General features: G+C 71.3%; 14 protein-coding genes. All 14 read left to right on the forward strand.

From position 1 onward, the window contains the following. Positions 1–14 precede the first annotated feature (14 nt). The 14 genes from IEY95_RS46095 (at position 15) to IEY95_RS46160 (ending at position 15,520) form a co-directional block, all read left to right on the forward strand. On the forward strand, positions 15–155 hold the full coding sequence (locus IEY95_RS46095) for a DUF6760 family protein (protein ID WP_189192305.1): 141 nt from the start codon (positions 15–17) through the stop codon (positions 153–155). 422 nt (positions 156–577) lie between these two features. After that, entirely contained in the window at positions 578–1,033 is a 456-nt protein-coding gene (locus tag IEY95_RS46100; protein WP_229703819.1) for a hypothetical protein, read from the forward strand. A gap of 59 nt (positions 1,034–1,092) precedes the next feature. After that, positions 1,093–1,776, forward strand: coding sequence for a CIS tube protein (locus tag IEY95_RS46105; RefSeq protein WP_229703820.1), 684 nt, complete (start codon positions 1,093–1,095; stop codon positions 1,774–1,776). Then, on the forward strand, positions 1,773–2,987 hold the full coding sequence (locus tag IEY95_RS46110; protein ID WP_189192307.1) for a phage late control D family protein: 1,215 nt from the start codon (positions 1,773–1,775) through the stop codon (positions 2,985–2,987). The genes IEY95_RS46105 and IEY95_RS46110 overlap by 4 nt, the downstream gene beginning before the upstream one ends. 15 nt (positions 2,988–3,002) lie before the next feature. Further along, entirely contained in the window at positions 3,003–3,668 is a 666-nt protein-coding gene (locus tag IEY95_RS46115) for a phage baseplate assembly protein V (RefSeq protein WP_189192308.1), read from the forward strand. A gap of 11 nt (positions 3,669–3,679) precedes the next feature. Continuing rightward, entirely contained in the window at positions 3,680–3,985 is a 306-nt protein-coding gene (locus IEY95_RS46120) for a PAAR domain-containing protein (RefSeq protein WP_189192309.1), read from the forward strand. Positions 3,986–3,990: 5 nt separating this feature from the next. Next, a complete protein-coding gene (locus tag IEY95_RS46125; RefSeq protein ID WP_189192310.1) occupies positions 3,991–4,413 on the forward strand; it encodes a GPW/gp25 family protein in 423 nt (140 codons plus the stop codon). After that, positions 4,410–7,706 (forward strand): putative baseplate assembly protein, encoded by a 3,297-nt coding sequence (locus IEY95_RS49885; protein WP_229703821.1) that lies wholly within the window; start codon positions 4,410–4,412, stop codon positions 7,704–7,706. Before IEY95_RS46125 ends, IEY95_RS49885 begins: the two co-directional genes overlap by 4 nt. 3 nt (positions 7,707–7,709) lie before the next feature. Then, a complete protein-coding gene (locus IEY95_RS46135) occupies positions 7,710–9,770 on the forward strand; it encodes a putative baseplate assembly protein (RefSeq protein ID WP_189192311.1) in 2,061 nt (686 codons plus the stop codon). Continuing rightward, positions 9,767–10,669: a hypothetical protein gene (locus IEY95_RS46140; RefSeq protein ID WP_189192312.1), complete on the forward strand. Its 903-nt coding sequence runs from the start codon at positions 9,767–9,769 to the stop codon at positions 10,667–10,669. Before IEY95_RS46135 ends, IEY95_RS46140 begins: the two co-directional genes overlap by 4 nt. Before the next feature lie 3 nt (positions 10,670–10,672). Further along, a complete protein-coding gene (locus IEY95_RS46145) occupies positions 10,673–11,632 on the forward strand; it encodes a hypothetical protein (RefSeq protein WP_189192313.1) in 960 nt (319 codons plus the stop codon). A gap of 3 nt (positions 11,633–11,635) precedes the next feature. Further along, a complete protein-coding gene (locus IEY95_RS46150; RefSeq protein WP_189192314.1) occupies positions 11,636–13,726 on the forward strand; it encodes a phage tail protein in 2,091 nt (696 codons plus the stop codon). After that, positions 13,723–14,496 carry a hypothetical protein gene (locus IEY95_RS46155; protein WP_189192315.1) on the forward strand — a complete coding sequence of 258 codons (774 nt, stop codon included), beginning with the start codon at positions 13,723–13,725 and terminating at the stop codon, positions 14,494–14,496. Before IEY95_RS46150 ends, IEY95_RS46155 begins: the two co-directional genes overlap by 4 nt. A gap of 10 nt (positions 14,497–14,506) precedes the next feature. Beyond that, positions 14,507–15,520 carry a hypothetical protein gene (locus IEY95_RS46160; RefSeq protein WP_189192316.1) on the forward strand — a complete coding sequence of 338 codons (1,014 nt, stop codon included), beginning with the start codon at positions 14,507–14,509 and terminating at the stop codon, positions 15,518–15,520. The last annotated feature ends 9 nt before the right edge of the window (positions 15,521–15,529 follow it).

The following is a 15,529-nucleotide window of genomic DNA, read 5'->3' on the forward strand; positions in this document are numbered from 1 at the left end:
CCCTGTACGAGGAGGTGGCCTTTCTCGCCTACCACTTCCACTGGCCGCAGGAGGAAATCCTCGCCATGGAACACGCCGAGCGGCGGCAGTGGATCGAGCAGATCTCGTCGATCAACCGGCGGATCTCCGAGGAATCGGAAGGGAAAGGGAGGTGACGGGGGGAGTGGACCCGAACGCTCTGCGGTGGCGTGCCTGGGCCGGTGTGTTGGCCGGCCGATACCGGTGGCGCAGCATGTACGGGCATCGTGTGGGGTTCGCCTTCGTGCGTCGCCGCGGACCGCTGCTCGTACGGGTGCTGCGCACCGCGGTGCGTACGGCCGAGGGAGCCATCACGCCACGTGGGCCAAGCCGGTCAGCCGTCTGCGGTGCGACGTTGCGGCCGACGAGAGGCGTTGAGGTCCGAGTGCGGACCCTCGCGCTGAACCGGACGCCTGCGCCTCGCGTCCCCGCACCGGCAGGTCACCTGCGGCAGGCGGCACCGGTCTCCCCGTCCCACCGCGACACCGCGCTGGTACGGGCGACGACCGTGCTGATGCGGAGGTCGGTTCCGACCGTGAGCCAGAACCCGGTCTCTGCCATGCGTGTGACAGCGATGGAGCGTTCGGTCTCGGTGGGACGGCCGCGCGTGGCGGCTCTGCGGCATGCCGTGCCAGGGACGGTCCAGTCCAACGTCCCAGTGGTGCGTGCTTCCGTACCGCCGCAGCCCGGCTCCCTGCGCACCCTCCAACTGCCTGTCACAGCGCCCCGGCTGCGCATCGAGGAGCCGCCGCATCGTTGGGCCCAACCCCAGGCCCAGCGCACTATCCCGGAGAGCAACAGCCCCACAGCCGTAGCCCAGATGCGACCGGCCATGCCGGTACAAACGCGCCAGCGACCGACGACGGCTTCCATCGAGGAGCCGCGCCCACCGGCCGCCCCACGGCCGCCGATTCCCCAACAACCACCGGTGAACATCGACCAGTTGACCGACGACATCGTCCGGCGCATAGACCACCGCATCACCGCCCACCGAGAACGGCTCGGGCGGATCTGACACGGAACGCCTACGCACACACATGCCCGCGAAGAACCTGAGGGGAGGACGCGGAACCCATGCCGATGAAGCAGCTGACGATCACGCCGCTGGACGGCAACGGACGGGCCCGCACCAGCCGGACGGTCACCGTGGCCTACAACCCCGAGGAATTCAGTGTCAGCAAGGACAACAACTTCGCCGTCCAGGGGATCCCCGGGCTCGGATCGCCGCTCGTGCAGTTCGTCAACGGCAACCAGCGCACCCTGGATGTCGAGCTGTTCTTCGACACCTACGACACCACCAGCGCCAACAAACAGGACGTACGCGAGCTGACCGCCCAGGTCACCGACCTGATGGAGCTCGATCCCGAACTGCACGCCCCACCCGTCCTGGCCGTTGCCATGGCCGGCTTCCGGTTCACCGGTGTGCTCTCCCGTGCCCAGCAGCGGTTCCTTCTGCTGATGCCCAGCGGGAAACCGGTTCGGGCCCGGGTGAACTGCACGTTCATCGAGTACAAGGAGCCGGCCCGCGCCGCCGCCGAAGCCAATCTGCAGACCGCCGACTACAGCAAGGTCCACACCGTCCTGCCGGGCGAGACGCTCAGCTCGATCGCCGCCGCACGCTATGACGACCCGGCCCTGTGGCGGCCCCTCGCCCTCGCCAACGGACTCACCGACCCGCGGGCCCTCCGCCCGGGCCAGACGCTCCTCGTGCCCGCGCTGCCTTTCACCGATCCGCGCACCATGGAGGTCCTGGCATGACGACGCCCCCGCCGCACACCTCCTACGCGCCCGCATTCACCCTCTCGCTCGGCGGGGCTCCGCTGCCGACCGGTATGCGCGCCTGTGTGACGAGCCTGCGCTACCAGGACGGCCTGGACGGCGCCGACCGCGTCGAGCTGACCATTGCCGACGACCGCATGCAGTGGCTCGACCACCCCCAACTCGCCCTCGACACGCCCTTCGAGCTGTCCATCGGCTACGCGCCCCAGCCCCTGGAGAAGGTCTTCACCGGCGAAGTGACCGGCATCGACGCCGCGTTCCCCTCCTCCGGTACGCCGACGGTCACCGTCGTCGCCCACGACTTCCTGCAACGGCTCACCAAGGGAGCCAAGGACCGCGCCTTCGCCCTGAGCCGGCCGTGTATCGGGAAGTTCCCGCTGCCCGACCCGATCGTCGCGGCGACGGTGGCGGCGACCAACCTCCTTGTCCCCGTGGTCGATCCGGCCGGTGCGGCGCTGTCCTTCCTCGCGCTGCTCGCGACGTACGCGATCGATCCGGCGGACGCGAAGCGGTCGGTCCGTATCCAGCAGGGCCAGAGCGACTTCGACTTCCTGAGCGGGCTGGCCCGGCAGAACGGCTGGGACATGTTCATCGACCACACCGCGCAGCCGCAGGGGTACGTGCTGCGCTTCCTTTTCCCCACCCCGGAGTTCCCGCCCGCGGCCGTGCTGGCCCGCGGCAGCACGCTGCTGGACTTCACGCCTCGCATCAGCGAGGTCGGGCAGGTGGCGGCGGTATCGGCGCGGATCTGGGTCTCGGCCCTCAAGGCCGAGTTCGTCGTCGTACTCGGCTGGGACTACGACAGGGCCGGCTTCGACCTTCAGGTGTATCCGGGGCTCGGCGACCTCGACGCACTGCTCGGCGACGAGAAGGCCCGCAGCACCCTCACGGTCACGGCCGACGGCCCGGCGACTGTGCCCCGGCGCATCCTCGGCGAGCTGCTGCCCCGGCTCAACAGCCGTCTGACCGCGAGTGGTTCGGCGATCGGCGACCCCCGGATCAAGGCCGGGAAGGTCATCGCGGCGACGGGCGTCGGTGAGCGGTTCAGCGGCCTGTACCGGGTGACCTCGGCCACCCACACCATCGACAGCGGCGGCTACCGGACCGCCTTCGACGTGCGCCGCGAGGTGTGGTTCCCGGAGCTGCCCCTTCCACGGGGGCTGCGGCTCCAAGGCCAACGAGTCCTGTGAGAAGGGGAGTCCGACATGGCTTACAAGCTGTACGAGTCCGATCCGGGGCCCGAGAAAGAGGGGCCGGAGTCCGCCACCCGCCTGGTCAGCGGCACCGTCGTCAACGACTGTGAGGGTGCGGCGCACGGCAATGTGCTCGTGCGCATCCCGGCGCTCGGCGAAGAAGTGTGGGCCCGGCTGGTGGTGGCCGGCGGGGGCCAGGGCACTGGGATCTACTACCAGCCACGGATCGGCGACGAGGTGCTGGTCGGACTGAGCGGCAACGACGCGTTCGTCATGGGCGGGATGTTCAGCCCGCGCGCCGGACCGCCGGTGGACACCGCCGCGGACGCGCAGACCAAACGCGTCATCCGCAGCGGGCTCAAGGACCGGCCCGACGGGCACCGCATCGAACTCGACGACGGCCGCCGGTCGCTCTCCATCACCAGCACGACCGGGCAGCGGGTGACCCTCACCCCTGAGGAGATCACCCTCTCCAACAAGGCGGGGACGGTGAGCATCACGCTCACCGACAAGAACAAGCGCATCACGGTCAAGGGCGCGGACATCGAGCTCGAGGGCACGACGTCGCTCACCCTCAAGGCCCCGAAGATCGACATCACGTCCACCACCGGGGCCGTCACCATCAACGCGCAGACCGGGGCCACCGTCATCGGCGGCCATCCGATCAAGCTCAACTAGGAGGCGACGGCATGCCCTTCGCGGCCCGTGTCGGCGACACCACCAGCCACGGCACGCCCCTCACACCGCCCGGCCCGCCCGGCGGCAGCCTCGACGTCCTCATCGGAGGCAGTCCGGCCTGGCGCGCCGGAAGCGATGTGCACGTCTGCCCACAGGTCTCGGGAAACGTGCCGCACACCGGCGGTGCGGTGGCCATGGGCAGCAAGACCGTATTCATCAACGGCCTGCCCGCGGCCCGCAGCGGCGATCAGATCACCGAGACGGGGCCGCCCAACTCGATCGCTGTGGGCTGCCCCACTGTGGAGATCGGAGGCTGAACCGCATGGGCACCCCTTACCCCGACCCTGCGCGGGCCTTCCTCGGCACCGGCTGGGCCTTCCCTCCGCGTGTCGAACCGGACGGCCGGATCGCCGAGGCGGTGTACGAGGAGGACGTGCGCCAGGCCATCGTGATCATCCTGGGCACCGACCCGGGTGAACGCGTCATGCGTCCTCGCTTCGGTGCCGGGCTGAGCACTTTCGTCTTCGAGCCCATGACGGCCGCGCTGACGGCCCGCATCGCCGAGCAAGTGCGGAACGCGCTGACCGACTGGGAGCCCCGGATCGACGTCGTCTCGGTGGAGGTCATGGCGCAGGAACGGGCAGCGGGCACCCTGCTGATCGACGTCTCGTACCGAGTGCGGGCGACCAACACGCTGCGGAACCTGGTGTACCCCTTCTACCTGGGTGAGGGGGCCGGTACATGAGCACCGACAGTCCGATCCCGCGCCCGGGCATCGAGGCCGAGGACCTCCTGCACCAGCTCCGGGCGCTGATACCCGGGTTCGTACCGGAGTGGATTCCAGGAGAGCAGGGCCCAGACGCCGCGATGCTGCGGATCGCGGCCCGCTGTCTGCACGCCCTCGCGCAGCGACTGGCCCAGGCACCGGACAAGAACCGGGCGGCGTTCTACGGGATGCTCGGGCTGCGGCAGACCCCGCCGCAGCCCGCCCGCGTACCGGTCGTGTTCCGGTTGGCCGAGGGCGCCGCCGACGTACGGTTACCGGCCGGGACACGGGTGGCAGCGCCCCCGCCGCCCGGCGCGTCCGCCCAGCTCGTCTACGAGACGGAGCAGCCCACCGGACTCACCGCGACGGGCCTGCGCGAGATCGTCAGCCTGTGGCCCGGCCGGGACCAGTACCTCGACCACAGCCCGGAGCATGAGCAGCGGCTGCCGTTCCGGCCGTTCGACCGACCGGCTCTGCGTAAAGTCCCGCACGAGTTGTACCTCGGGCACGACCTGCTGCTCAATCTGTCGGGGCGCAGCAGCACCGCAGTGTCCTTCGACCTGACCACCCCCGGCAGCGAACATCTCGACATCCGCTGGGAGTACTGGGACGGCACCGGCTGGCGCGGCTTCGCCGGGATGCGGCCGTCCTGCAGTGATGCCGCGGCGCAGCAGCCGGACAGCACCGACGGGATGCGGCGCAGTGGCACGTACCGGCTGGAGACGGACTGCGCGGAGACCGCGAGGACTTCGGTCGACGGCGTCGAGACCTTCTGGGTCCGCGGACGTCTCGCGGAGACGGAGCCCTTGCCGCCCGACCCCGCCCGCGTGCTGCCGGAGGTTGACGCGATCCGGCTGAGCAGCCGGACGTCGCGCGGCTACGCGGCGGTGTGGCGGGTCAGTGCAGGGGACTCCGTACCGCGTCAGGGCCACGTGGCGGTGCTGGTGCGGGACGCGACCGGTGTGCCGCTGGAGAACGTGCGCGTTCGGGTCGAGGGGAGCGACGCCAAGCGCACCAACCGCCGTGGCCATACGGAGCTCGCTGCCTCGGCGGGGGATGTTCTCGTTGTCGCCCTCGGGTCGTTCGAGCAGGAGGTGCGGATCCCCGAGGACATGGCGTCCATGGTCTTCACACTCGACATGCTGCTCGCGGACCGAGCACTCGCCGCCGATACCGAGGTGGATCTCAGCAAGCCCTTCCTGCCCTTCGGAGCACAGCCGCAGTCGGGAGCGGCCTTTCACTTCTGCTGTGAGGAGGCGCTGAGCAAACCGGGTGCGCGGCTGCGCGTCTATGTCCGGCCCGCTGCCCTGCTGCCCGGCGACGGCACCAAGATGCCGCATGTGGTGAGCTGGGAGTACTTCAACGGGCGGGAGTGGACCTCGGTACGGACCGACGTCACTCAATCCCCGGGCGACTTCACCCGGCACGGCTTCGTCGATCTACCGCCCGTTCCCGCCGACATGGCAGCCGTCGAGGTGGCGGGTGTGACGGCTCGCTGGATGCGGGTCCGGCTGGTCGGCGGCGGATACGGCGTCACGCGCACCGTCACGGTGGGGGAGGACGCCACGAAACTCTCGCTCTTCGAGAGCCGCCCTCCCGTGCTGGCCGATTTCCGACTCGGCTACACCTGGCAGCAGGGGCCCTTCCCGCCCGAACACGTGCGTACGTACAACGACTTCCGCTTCGAGGACCGGACGGAGGAGGCCGCCTGGCCCGGCGGCACCTTCCAGCCGTACAAGCCCGTCTCCGAGGCCCTGCCCGCGTTGTACCTCGGTTTCGACGGCGGGCTGCCGGTGGACAGTGTCGGGATCTTCTTCGACCTGGTGGAGGAGGCCGGAGGCTCGGTGCCGCCCAGGCTGGTTTGGGAGTACTTCAACGGTTCTGGGTGGGCCCGGCTGAGCGTCGTCGACAGGACCCGAGAGCTGCGCGTACCGGGTGTCCTCACCTTGGTCGGTCCCCAGGACAGCGCGCTGCTGGCCCGTTTCGGCACCCCGCGCCACTGGTTGCGGGCCCGCCTGGCGCAGGACGGTCCGCCCACGGCTTCCTTGATCAATTCCGTACGCCCGAACGCGGTGTGGGCGGTGCAGCGGCAGACCCTGCGAGCTGAGCCGCTCGGGACCAGCACGGGCACTCCTTCGCAGGTCTACGCGTTCCGACAGATCCCGCTGCTGCCGGAGCGCCGTATTGAGGTGCGTGAGCTGTCGGGTCCGCGAGCGGCGGTGGAGTGGCGGTTCGTGGCGGCACAGCTGTTCGGCGGGGACGAGGGGGCGATCCGGGCGCTGGAGCGGGACCTGGCCGCCGACGGCGGGCCCGAGGAGGTGCGGCGCGGGCCGCTGCGGCTGCGCCGTGACCGGCTGGGGCGGGTCAGCGAGGTCTGGGTGCTCTGGGAGGAGCACGACAACCTCGACGCATCGGGGCCCGCGGACCGTCACTTGGCCATCGATCCGTTGCGCGGCCGGGTGCTGTTCGGCGACGGGACGCACGGCCGCGTGCCGCCGCCAGGCGCCGCGATTCTCGCCGATCTCTGCAGGACGGGAGGCGGCAGCGCAGGCAATGTCGCGACGTACACCGTCAGCCAGGTGCTGGGGGCGGCCGCCGGCATCGAGGAGGTCGGCAACCCTGTCCCGGCCGAGGGCGGGGCGGACGCCGAGACGTTCGAGCAGCTGCTGCGGCGCGGGCCGGGGACCGTACGGGCCCGGGGCAGGGCGGTCACGGCCGGGGACTACGAGGCACTGGCGCGCGCCGCATCGCCTTCGGTGGCCCGGGTACGGGCGTATCCGGGGCACGGCACCGACGGCCGTCCGGCACCGGGGCGGGTGACTCTGGTCGTCGTGCCCTTCAGCGGAGAGCCGCGGCCAGGCCCCTCGTTCGGCCTGTGCGAGGAGGTGCGGCGCTCCGTCGCGGCCCTCGCGCCCGCAGGTCTGGCCGACGGAATCGCCGTGATCGGCCCCGCGTATCTGGAGGTCGGCGTCGACGCGACACTCGTGCCCCGGGACCTGACACGGGCGGGCGCGGTCGAACAGGCGGCGAGGCAGGCGTTGAACGCCTTCTTCGACCCGGTGCGCGGCGGCCCTGACGGTGCCGGTCTCGAACCGGGCGGTGACGTGTACGCCTCCGATCTGGCCGCCGTGCTGGAGGGCGTGGAGGGCATCGACCGCGTCGAGGAGTTGGCGCTGCTGCTCGCTGCCGTACCGCAGGGCGATGTGGCGCGGATACCCGCGGGACGCCTGGCTGCCGCCGGCCTCCTGCGTCTGCGATTGACGGGAGAGTGAGCCATGGTGCTGTCGCTGCCGCAGCTCGACGACCGGCGCTGGGCGGATCTGGTCGAGGAAGCGCGCTCCCTGATTCCGGTGTACGCGCCGGAGTGGACCGACCACAATGCCTCGGACCCGGGCATCACCTTCGTGGAACTCCTGGCCTGGATCACCGAGATGGAGATCTTCCAGCTCGATCAGATACCCGAGCGGCACCGCCGCGCGTTCCTCGCTCTCGCCGGAATCACCCCCCGTCGACCCCGGCCCGCGCGCACGGTCCTCGAGGTTGCTCTGCGGGCCGGATCGGGCCCGGTGACGTTTCCGGCCTCGGTGGAGTTCGGCGGCCGCGATCCGCACGGCCGACCCGTCCGGCTGCGGACGCTGGATCCCCTGCATGCCACGGTCGCCCAACTGGCCGCGCTGCGCCGCGAGGACCGCGACGGTCCGGCCGACCTGACGGAGGGGCTGCGGCGCGGTACGACGGTGGCCCCGTTCGGGCCCGATCCGCGGCGGGGGGACCGCATACTGCTCGAGTTCGACGCGGCGGTGCCCCCGAGCACGCCCGTCAGCATCGTGGCGACACCCGAACTCCCGCAGTGTGACGGACCGTTGGAGCACCATGGGGCGCGTACGCACTGGGAGATCGCCACCGCGTCCGGCGGCTGGAGGCTCCTCTCCGCGGACGAAGTCACGGACACCACTCGGTGCTTCACCCGGACCGGCATGGTCGTGGTCTCGGCACGGACCGGTTTCTCGCGGCTGAGCTGCCGGCTGGTGCGGGCCGGCTACGACCAGGCGCCGATGCTGTCAGGGTTCGCGGTGAACGCGGCCGTGGCCGAGCAGTCCGTACCGGTCGGCGAGGTGCGGTGGGACCTCGCCCCCGGGGCCGCCGTCCCTGCAGCGGTAACGCGCGGCCGCACCGTGCGCCTGGGCGTCCGGCTCGACGCGCAGGGCCGGATCACCGCCTGGGACACGGAAGTTGCCTCCGCGCCCGCCGTCCTCGTACTCGACCGACGTCCGCACCAGGTCACTCTCGAAGCCGCCGACCTCGGGCACGCCACCGGCGCCCCCGAGCAGACGTACCTCGTCAGCGAGGAGCCGGCCGAGATCTCCGGGCTGTGGACGCTGGAACCGGCGAGCGATCAACACACCTGGCGGCAGTGGCGGATTCGGCCCACACTCGACGCCTCGGGGCCGGCCGACCCCCACGCCCTGCTCGACGCCGCGACGGGCCGGATCACCTTCGGTGACGGCGAGCGCGGCAGGGTGCCCCCGGCGGGGGCACGCGTCATCGCCGTCGCCCGAACGACGGCCGCGCAGGCCGGGAATATCGCTGCCGGACGCGTCACGGCCCTGGCCGCGTCTCCACACAACCGGGCCCTGCTCACCGACGCCTCCATCGATCCGAATGCCGTGAGCCGGGCCACCAACTCCCTTTCTGCCGAGGGAGGTTCGGCGGCGGAAACTCTCGCGGCAGCGGAGGTGCGCGCCGCCCGGTTGTCCGAGCACACCCTCCGCGCGGTCACTCTCGCCGACCACGAGCGCCTCGCGCTGCTGACTCCCGGCGTGCGGCTCGCCCGTGCGGTCGCCCGCGCGAACAGCCACCCCGCCTTCCCATGCGTCGTCGCACCCGGCGTGGTGTGGGTAACTGTCGTGCCGTACCTGCCTCTTGGACGGCCCATGCCGGGCCCCGGTCTTCTCGCCGCTGTCCGCGCCCATCTGCACGCCCATCGCATCCTCGGCACTCGGGTCGAGGTCACCGGCCCCTCGTACCAGCGGATCACGGTACGGGCCCAGGTCCGGCCTCGTCCGGGGGCCGACCCCGCCGTCCTGCGGACACAGGTCGCGCGGGCCCTCGACGCGTTCTTCGACCCGCTCACCGGCGGACCGGACGGGGACGGCTGGCCACTGGGCCGGGACGTCTACCGCTCGGAGATCCTCCAGGTTCTCGACGGGGTTCCGGGCGTCGCCCATGCCACTGGACTGGAGCTGCTCACCGACAGCGGCGCGCACTGCGCCAACGTCTGCATCCCGCCGAACGGCCTGGTCGGGTCGGGCCCGCACGAAATCGAGGCCGTATGACGCACAGGCAACGCCCCCTCGACCTGGAGCGGCTGCGGCACGCCCCCGGACAGCTCCTGCGCACCCGAGACCTGCGCGACCAGCTGGCCCGCGATGCCGAGGTGCGCTGGTGGCACCACCGTGCCCTGCACACCGGCCTGGGTGTGGTCGAAGGGATGGCCGTCCGGCTCAGCAAAGACGGTCGTTCGGTGAAGGTGGAGCCCGGGACGGCGTACGACAACCGTGGCCGGGAAGTTCTCGTTACCGCCCCTGTGACCCTGGCCCTGCCCACCGGTCCTGCCACCCTCGTCGCACGCCTGCGGACACCGGGCCCGGGGAGGCCGGACCGCGTGACGGTGACCTGGCGCGACCCCAAGGGCGCTACCGATCCCTGCGAAGAGGGCGCTCAGGGCGCTACCGATCCCTGCGGAGAGGTGGTCCTGGCCGTACTGGCCTACGACCCCCGGCGCAGGCCCCAATTGACGTCCGCGCCGACGGGACGCGACCAGGCACCCCCGTACCTGGGCTTCGGCACCACTCCTGCCGACGGCACCGTGTGGGAATCCTGGGAGCCGTCGGAGTTGTCGGTCTTCGAGGCAGGTCCGCTGGGCATCCAGGTCGCGATCGACACCACAGCCGCCGGTTTCGACCGCACCCCCTGTTACTTCGCCTGGCTCCAGTGGCCCGCCCCGCAGGCACCGGCCCTCTTCCCTCCGCTGATCCGTACAGCACAGAGCTACGTGGAGGAGCCCACGCCCGGCGGATTCCTGGTCCGGGTCGCCCTGTCACCCCGGCTGCGGCCTCCGCAGGGTCTGCCCCTGCCCGGCCGTGACGTGACCGCCCAGTCGTTGCTCCGCCTCGCCCGCGCACAGCGTCTGTCCGTGGCCTGGCTCGGCATCGGCCACCGAGAAGGGACGTGAACCATGCACCCGCTTCCCGATCCCGGCGCCCTGGAACGCCCGCTCTTCTTCGACGGTCAGCAGCTGTACGCCGAGGACCTGCAGGGCCTCGAAGCCCACAACCGGGCACTGCGCTGGCTGCACAACCGCAGCCTCCACCAGCCCGGTGTGGGCAACGGACTCGCCGTTTCGGGCCGCCGAGGGGAGCGTGAGGTACGGATCCAGCCGGGCTACGCGCTGGACGCGGAAGGTCGCGAACTCATGCTCGGCGAGCCGCTGACCGAACCGGTGCCCCCGGTCGCAGGTGAGCCGGACGGCAGCCCGGCGTACTTCGACCTGACCCTCTCCTACCCCTCGGACGACGACTTGGAGGAGACCGAGACCCGCGACGGCGTGTGCGCCCCGCGCGGCGCGGTCCGCCTGCGCGAGCGCCCCGTGCTGTGCTGGGCCCGGCTGCGGCCGGACGCTGCAGGCGCCCTGCGCCCGGTCGACGACGCGCAGCGCCTCGCCCTGCAGGAGGGCCGCACGATCGCGCTGGCACGCGCCGGGATACTCGACTGCCGCCTCCACGCGGACATTTCGGCAACCCTGCGCCGCAATGCCAGGCCTCAGCAGCGCCCCCGCATCGTCTGCGGCACCGTGCCCGCCGATTGGAAGCCTTGGTACGCCGTTCCGGAAGACCCCGAATCAGTGCCGCTCGGGCTGCAGGCCGAGGTCCTTACAGGGGCCACGAGCTTTCGTACCACCCCTTGCTACACGGCCCAGGTCAACGGGCACCGTCCGCTGGTGATGCCGGGCAAAAAGGCACAGCCGGGTCTGGTGGCACTCGACGGGCCCGCGTACGTACAGGCGGCGACACCCGAACAGTTTCTCTGCTGTGTGCCACTCCTCGTGTACGCGGGCGATCTCGCCGTCATCTCCTCGGCGCTGCTCAGGACCGCCCAGCGCGAGTGGCTCGTCACCTGGTCCGCGATCGAGGAGTGAGCCGTGCCCGAGCCGCCCGCATATCGCTATCTGAACCGTGAGGGCCGCTGGCTCGGCATGGACCGCAGCGGCCTCGCACTCGGTCCCGACGGAGGCCTGCGGCTGGAATCCCTGCCCGCTGTCGACGGCCCACTACCGCCCGAGGACGGTGACGCCTCGCCCGTGCTCCCCGCGGGTGTGGCCGCGTTGCCGCACGGCGACGTCTTCTTCACCCAGCCCGCGGAGCACCGGCTGCTGTTCGTCCGTGCCTGCGACCCCGAGCGGCGCGCGGCTGTGTGCCTGAGCGGACCCGGCTCCGGCTCCGCGGAACTGCACACCCCTCAAGGTGTGCTGCACCATCCGCGGCGCCACGCCCTGCTGATCGCCGACAGCGGGAACGGCCGGATCCTCCTCCTCGACCTCCGGACCCTTCAACCCCTCGACATCTGGGGCTCGTTCGCGTCGCCCACCTCCCTCGCGGCGGGACCGGCGGGGGAGGTGTACGTCGTCGACGCCGGCCGCATCCGGGCCCGCGACCCATGGGGCCGGCCGCTCGTGGGCTTCCGGCACACCGTCCCGGCCGAGCCGGCCGAAATCGCCGTAGCGGACTCAGGCGGCCAGCCCGTGATCTTCGTATTGGACTCAGGCGGCCGTGTCCATGTCCTCGCTGCCGACGGCAGCCCCTTGCGGGACTGGGCCACAGAACTGGAACAACCCATGGGTCTCGCCGTCGCGGGGACCACCGTGTACCTCGGCGACAACGGAGACCGACGGCTGCACGTCTTCGACACCGACGGACACCGCGTCGGGGCCGCATACGGCTACACCCGTCCCGTCGCCGCCCTGGCCACGGACCACCACGACGGTCTGTTGGCCCACACGGGAGGCCCGGTGCCCCCGGTCCGCCTCCATCGCCATGGCGCGTACCGCACCAGCGGAGTGCTGCGCGGCGGCCCGTACCGCAATCCGAGCTCCCGCGGCGCCCCTCTGCACCTGGTGCGCTCACAGATCACCAACTCCGGTACGGGAGCACACTTCCAGCTCCATGTCTGCACCCGGACCGACGGCCGAGCCCCGGACGACTCCGCCGGCCCCTTCACCGATCCGGGCTGGCGGGCAGTGGCGTACGACGCGCCCTACACCCTGCTGGCGGGCAGTCCGACGGACGATCTGTGGATCGGAATGTCGTTCGGCGGCAATGGGCAGGCCACCCCGGTCCTCTCGCAGATCCGTATCGACTTCGCCCACGACTCGTATCTGCGCCACCTTCCGGAGCTCTATCGACAACCAGCCATGGAGGGCGACTTCCTCGCCCGTTGGCTCACGGTCTTCGAGAGCGCCTTCGACGACATGCACCGCGGCATCGAGGCGCTGCCCACCCTCTTCGATCCGGCGGCGGCACCGGCCGCGCACCTCGCCCGGCTGGCCGACTGGCTGGCCGTGACACTGCCCGCCGACGCCGACGAGCCACAGCAGCGCCGCATCCTCTGTGACGCGGCCACCGCCGACGCGCGGCGCGGCACGCCCGCGGGCCTGCGGGCCGCGATCCGTGCCCGTGCCGGCGTGGAAGCCGTCATCGAGGAACCCGTCGTGCAGACCAACTGGTGGGTGCTGCCCGGTGGTTCATCTTCCGACGCGGGCGTCCCGGCCGCCCGGCTCGGCCTCGACACCGTACTCGCGGCAGCCGAGGCGCAGGGCGCCGTGGTCGGATCGACCGCGGTGCTCGAGGGATCGGTCCTGGCCCCGCAGGACGCGTACGCCACCCATCTCTTCGCCGACGTCGCCCACCGCTTCACCGTCCGGGTCCGACCGGGCCCCGGCTTTGGCGAGCACACGGTGGACGCCGTGCGGGCCGTCATCGACGAGGAGAAGCCCGCCCACACCACGTACCACCTGTGCACGATCGAACCGCGGATGCGCCTGGGCATCCAGGACCGGCTTGGTGTCGACACGGTCGTCGCAGGGCCGCCGCCCGCCACACCACTGGATTCGCCCGGCACTTCCGCCCTCCGGCTGGGAGGCCCGCCGCCCGCTCGGGTCGGCGCGGGGGCGGCCGTGGGCACCACACGCCTGGCCGGTGGCCCGCCGCCCGGCCACGAAGGAGGCACCCGATGACACCCATGAACGGACATGACGCCGCGGGCACCCGCCCGGCCGCCGTCGAGGCTCCCCTGCGCAACCACTACTTCCACGGCCGACTGATGAACGTGCCGACCTTCGAGCTGGAGACGGAGTACTTTCTGCGGCGCAGCCGGCTGCTCACCCGCCTGGCCATGGGATACGGCGTGGTGTGCGGACTGGACGTCACGGTGGAAGGCGAGGGCGACAGCATCCGCGTCCAGCCCGGTCTCGCCGTCGACCGATGGGGGCGCCAGATCGTCGTTCCCGAGCGCACCGACCCGCTGGAGATCCCGTACGAGGTCATGGAGTCCGCCGTCGAACGGGCGGGTGCCTGCCGGGAGGACGCGGCCGTCCAGGTCGTGCTCTGCTACCACGAATGCCTCGGCGACCCGGTCCCGGCCTACGTCGACGACTGCGGCGATCCGCAGGCGTGCGAGCCCAGCACGATCAGGGAACGCTACCGCATCGAGTTCCGGGACAAGCCGGCCAGGAAACCACCCCCTGGACCGTTCGTCCCCGGGCTGCTGCGCGACGGACGTATCGATCGCGACGCGCTGGCTCGCTGGGTCTCGCGCGACTGCCACAAACCGCCCGCCGATCCGTGCGTACCGCTGGCCAACCTGAAGGTGACGGCCGACGCGCACGGCTCGCTGCGCTGCCCGCCGGACGGCGCCGACATCGCCGTACGGCCGGTCATGGTCACGAACACCGTCCTGATGGCGCTGGTTCTGGCGCTCCTCGACTACCCGCCGCCCGACTACTGAGGAGCCCGTGATGCACTCTGCGCCCGGTCCCGTGTCCCAGCGCCCGCGCTACTTCCCGCGTCAGGTCGTCACACCGACCGAACTCAACCTCGCCAACCAGTACTTCATGGACCGCATGCGGCGGCACAACCGCATGATGCACGGCTGGGGCGTCGTCTGCGGCGCCCTGGTGTGCCGGGCCGCAGTCGCGGACGGCAGCGGCCCCGAGCCGTGGAAGATCGCGATCAGCGCCGGCTACCTCCTCGATCCGCAAGGTAATGAGATCGCCATCGAGGAACACCGGGTCGTCGACGTACGCACGGAGGGCATCACGGTGATGCCGGACGACCCGACCGGCGAGATCGACGATCCTTGGTGTGCCGACGCCCCGCCCGTATCCCGCACAGGCAAGCAGTGGGTGGCCGTCCGTTACGAGGAAGGGCTGACCCGCCCGGTGAGGATCGAACCCTCGGGCTGCGGCTGCTCCGGCACGGCGTGCGAGTACTCGCGCTGGCACGACGGTTACCGAGTCGGCTTCCTCAGCGACTGCCCGCCGTCCCATCGCGGGGACCCACCGCTGCCGGACGAGATCACCACGGGCCATGGCCCCGCCGTCGCCTGCCCAACAGACGATCCAGGCCCCTGGGTTGTCCTGGCCGTCCTCGACATCGCGTCCGACGGCACGATCACCTCCATCGACAACGGCAGCTGCCGCCGGATGGCCCCGTCCTTGGCCGCGCACTGGTGGCGCTGCGTGCCGGCGACTCTGACCGTCGACACCGTCAGCACCACACCGGCGGGCTCCCACGCACCGGGAGCGTCCGCCATCAAACTCACCGTGGCGGGTTCGGGGTTCAGGCCCGGCGTCAAGGCAAGCCTCGGACCCGGAATCCGCATCAGCGCCCTCAAGGCCGCTCCTGACGGGACCTCTCTCACCATGACGGTCCGTGTCAACACCTCTGCCCAACAGGGCGACCGCACCCTCTCCGTCACGAATCCGGACGGCTCCGAGGCGACCGCTTCCAACGCTTTCACCGTCGCCTGAAACGTCCAG

Source organism: Streptomyces albiflavescens (genome assembly GCF_014645835.1).
GTDB lineage: Bacteria > Actinomycetota > Actinomycetes > Streptomycetales > Streptomycetaceae > Streptomyces > Streptomyces albiflavescens.

Coding starts and splice junctions, on each gene's coding strand:
- IEY95_RS46100 (WP_229703819.1), top strand. CDS start 578: ATGCGTGTGACAGCGATGGAGCGTTCGGTCTCGGTGGGACGGCCGCGC.
- IEY95_RS46105 (WP_229703820.1), top strand. CDS start 1,093: ATGCCGATGAAGCAGCTGACGATCACGCCGCTGGACGGCAACGGACGG.
- IEY95_RS46110 (WP_189192307.1), top strand. CDS start 1,773: ATGACGACGCCCCCGCCGCACACCTCCTACGCGCCCGCATTCACCCTC.
- IEY95_RS46115 (WP_189192308.1), top strand. CDS start 3,003: ATGGCTTACAAGCTGTACGAGTCCGATCCGGGGCCCGAGAAAGAGGGG.
- IEY95_RS46120 (WP_189192309.1), top strand. CDS start 3,680: ATGCCCTTCGCGGCCCGTGTCGGCGACACCACCAGCCACGGCACGCCC.
- IEY95_RS46125 (WP_189192310.1), top strand. CDS start 3,991: ATGGGCACCCCTTACCCCGACCCTGCGCGGGCCTTCCTCGGCACCGGC.
- IEY95_RS49885 (WP_229703821.1), top strand. CDS start 4,410: ATGAGCACCGACAGTCCGATCCCGCGCCCGGGCATCGAGGCCGAGGAC.
- IEY95_RS46135 (WP_189192311.1), top strand. CDS start 7,710: ATGGTGCTGTCGCTGCCGCAGCTCGACGACCGGCGCTGGGCGGATCTG.
- IEY95_RS46140 (WP_189192312.1), top strand. CDS start 9,767: ATGACGCACAGGCAACGCCCCCTCGACCTGGAGCGGCTGCGGCACGCC.
- IEY95_RS46145 (WP_189192313.1), top strand. CDS start 10,673: ATGCACCCGCTTCCCGATCCCGGCGCCCTGGAACGCCCGCTCTTCTTC.
- IEY95_RS46155 (WP_189192315.1), top strand. CDS start 13,723: ATGACACCCATGAACGGACATGACGCCGCGGGCACCCGCCCGGCCGCC.
- IEY95_RS46160 (WP_189192316.1), top strand. CDS start 14,507: ATGCACTCTGCGCCCGGTCCCGTGTCCCAGCGCCCGCGCTACTTCCCG.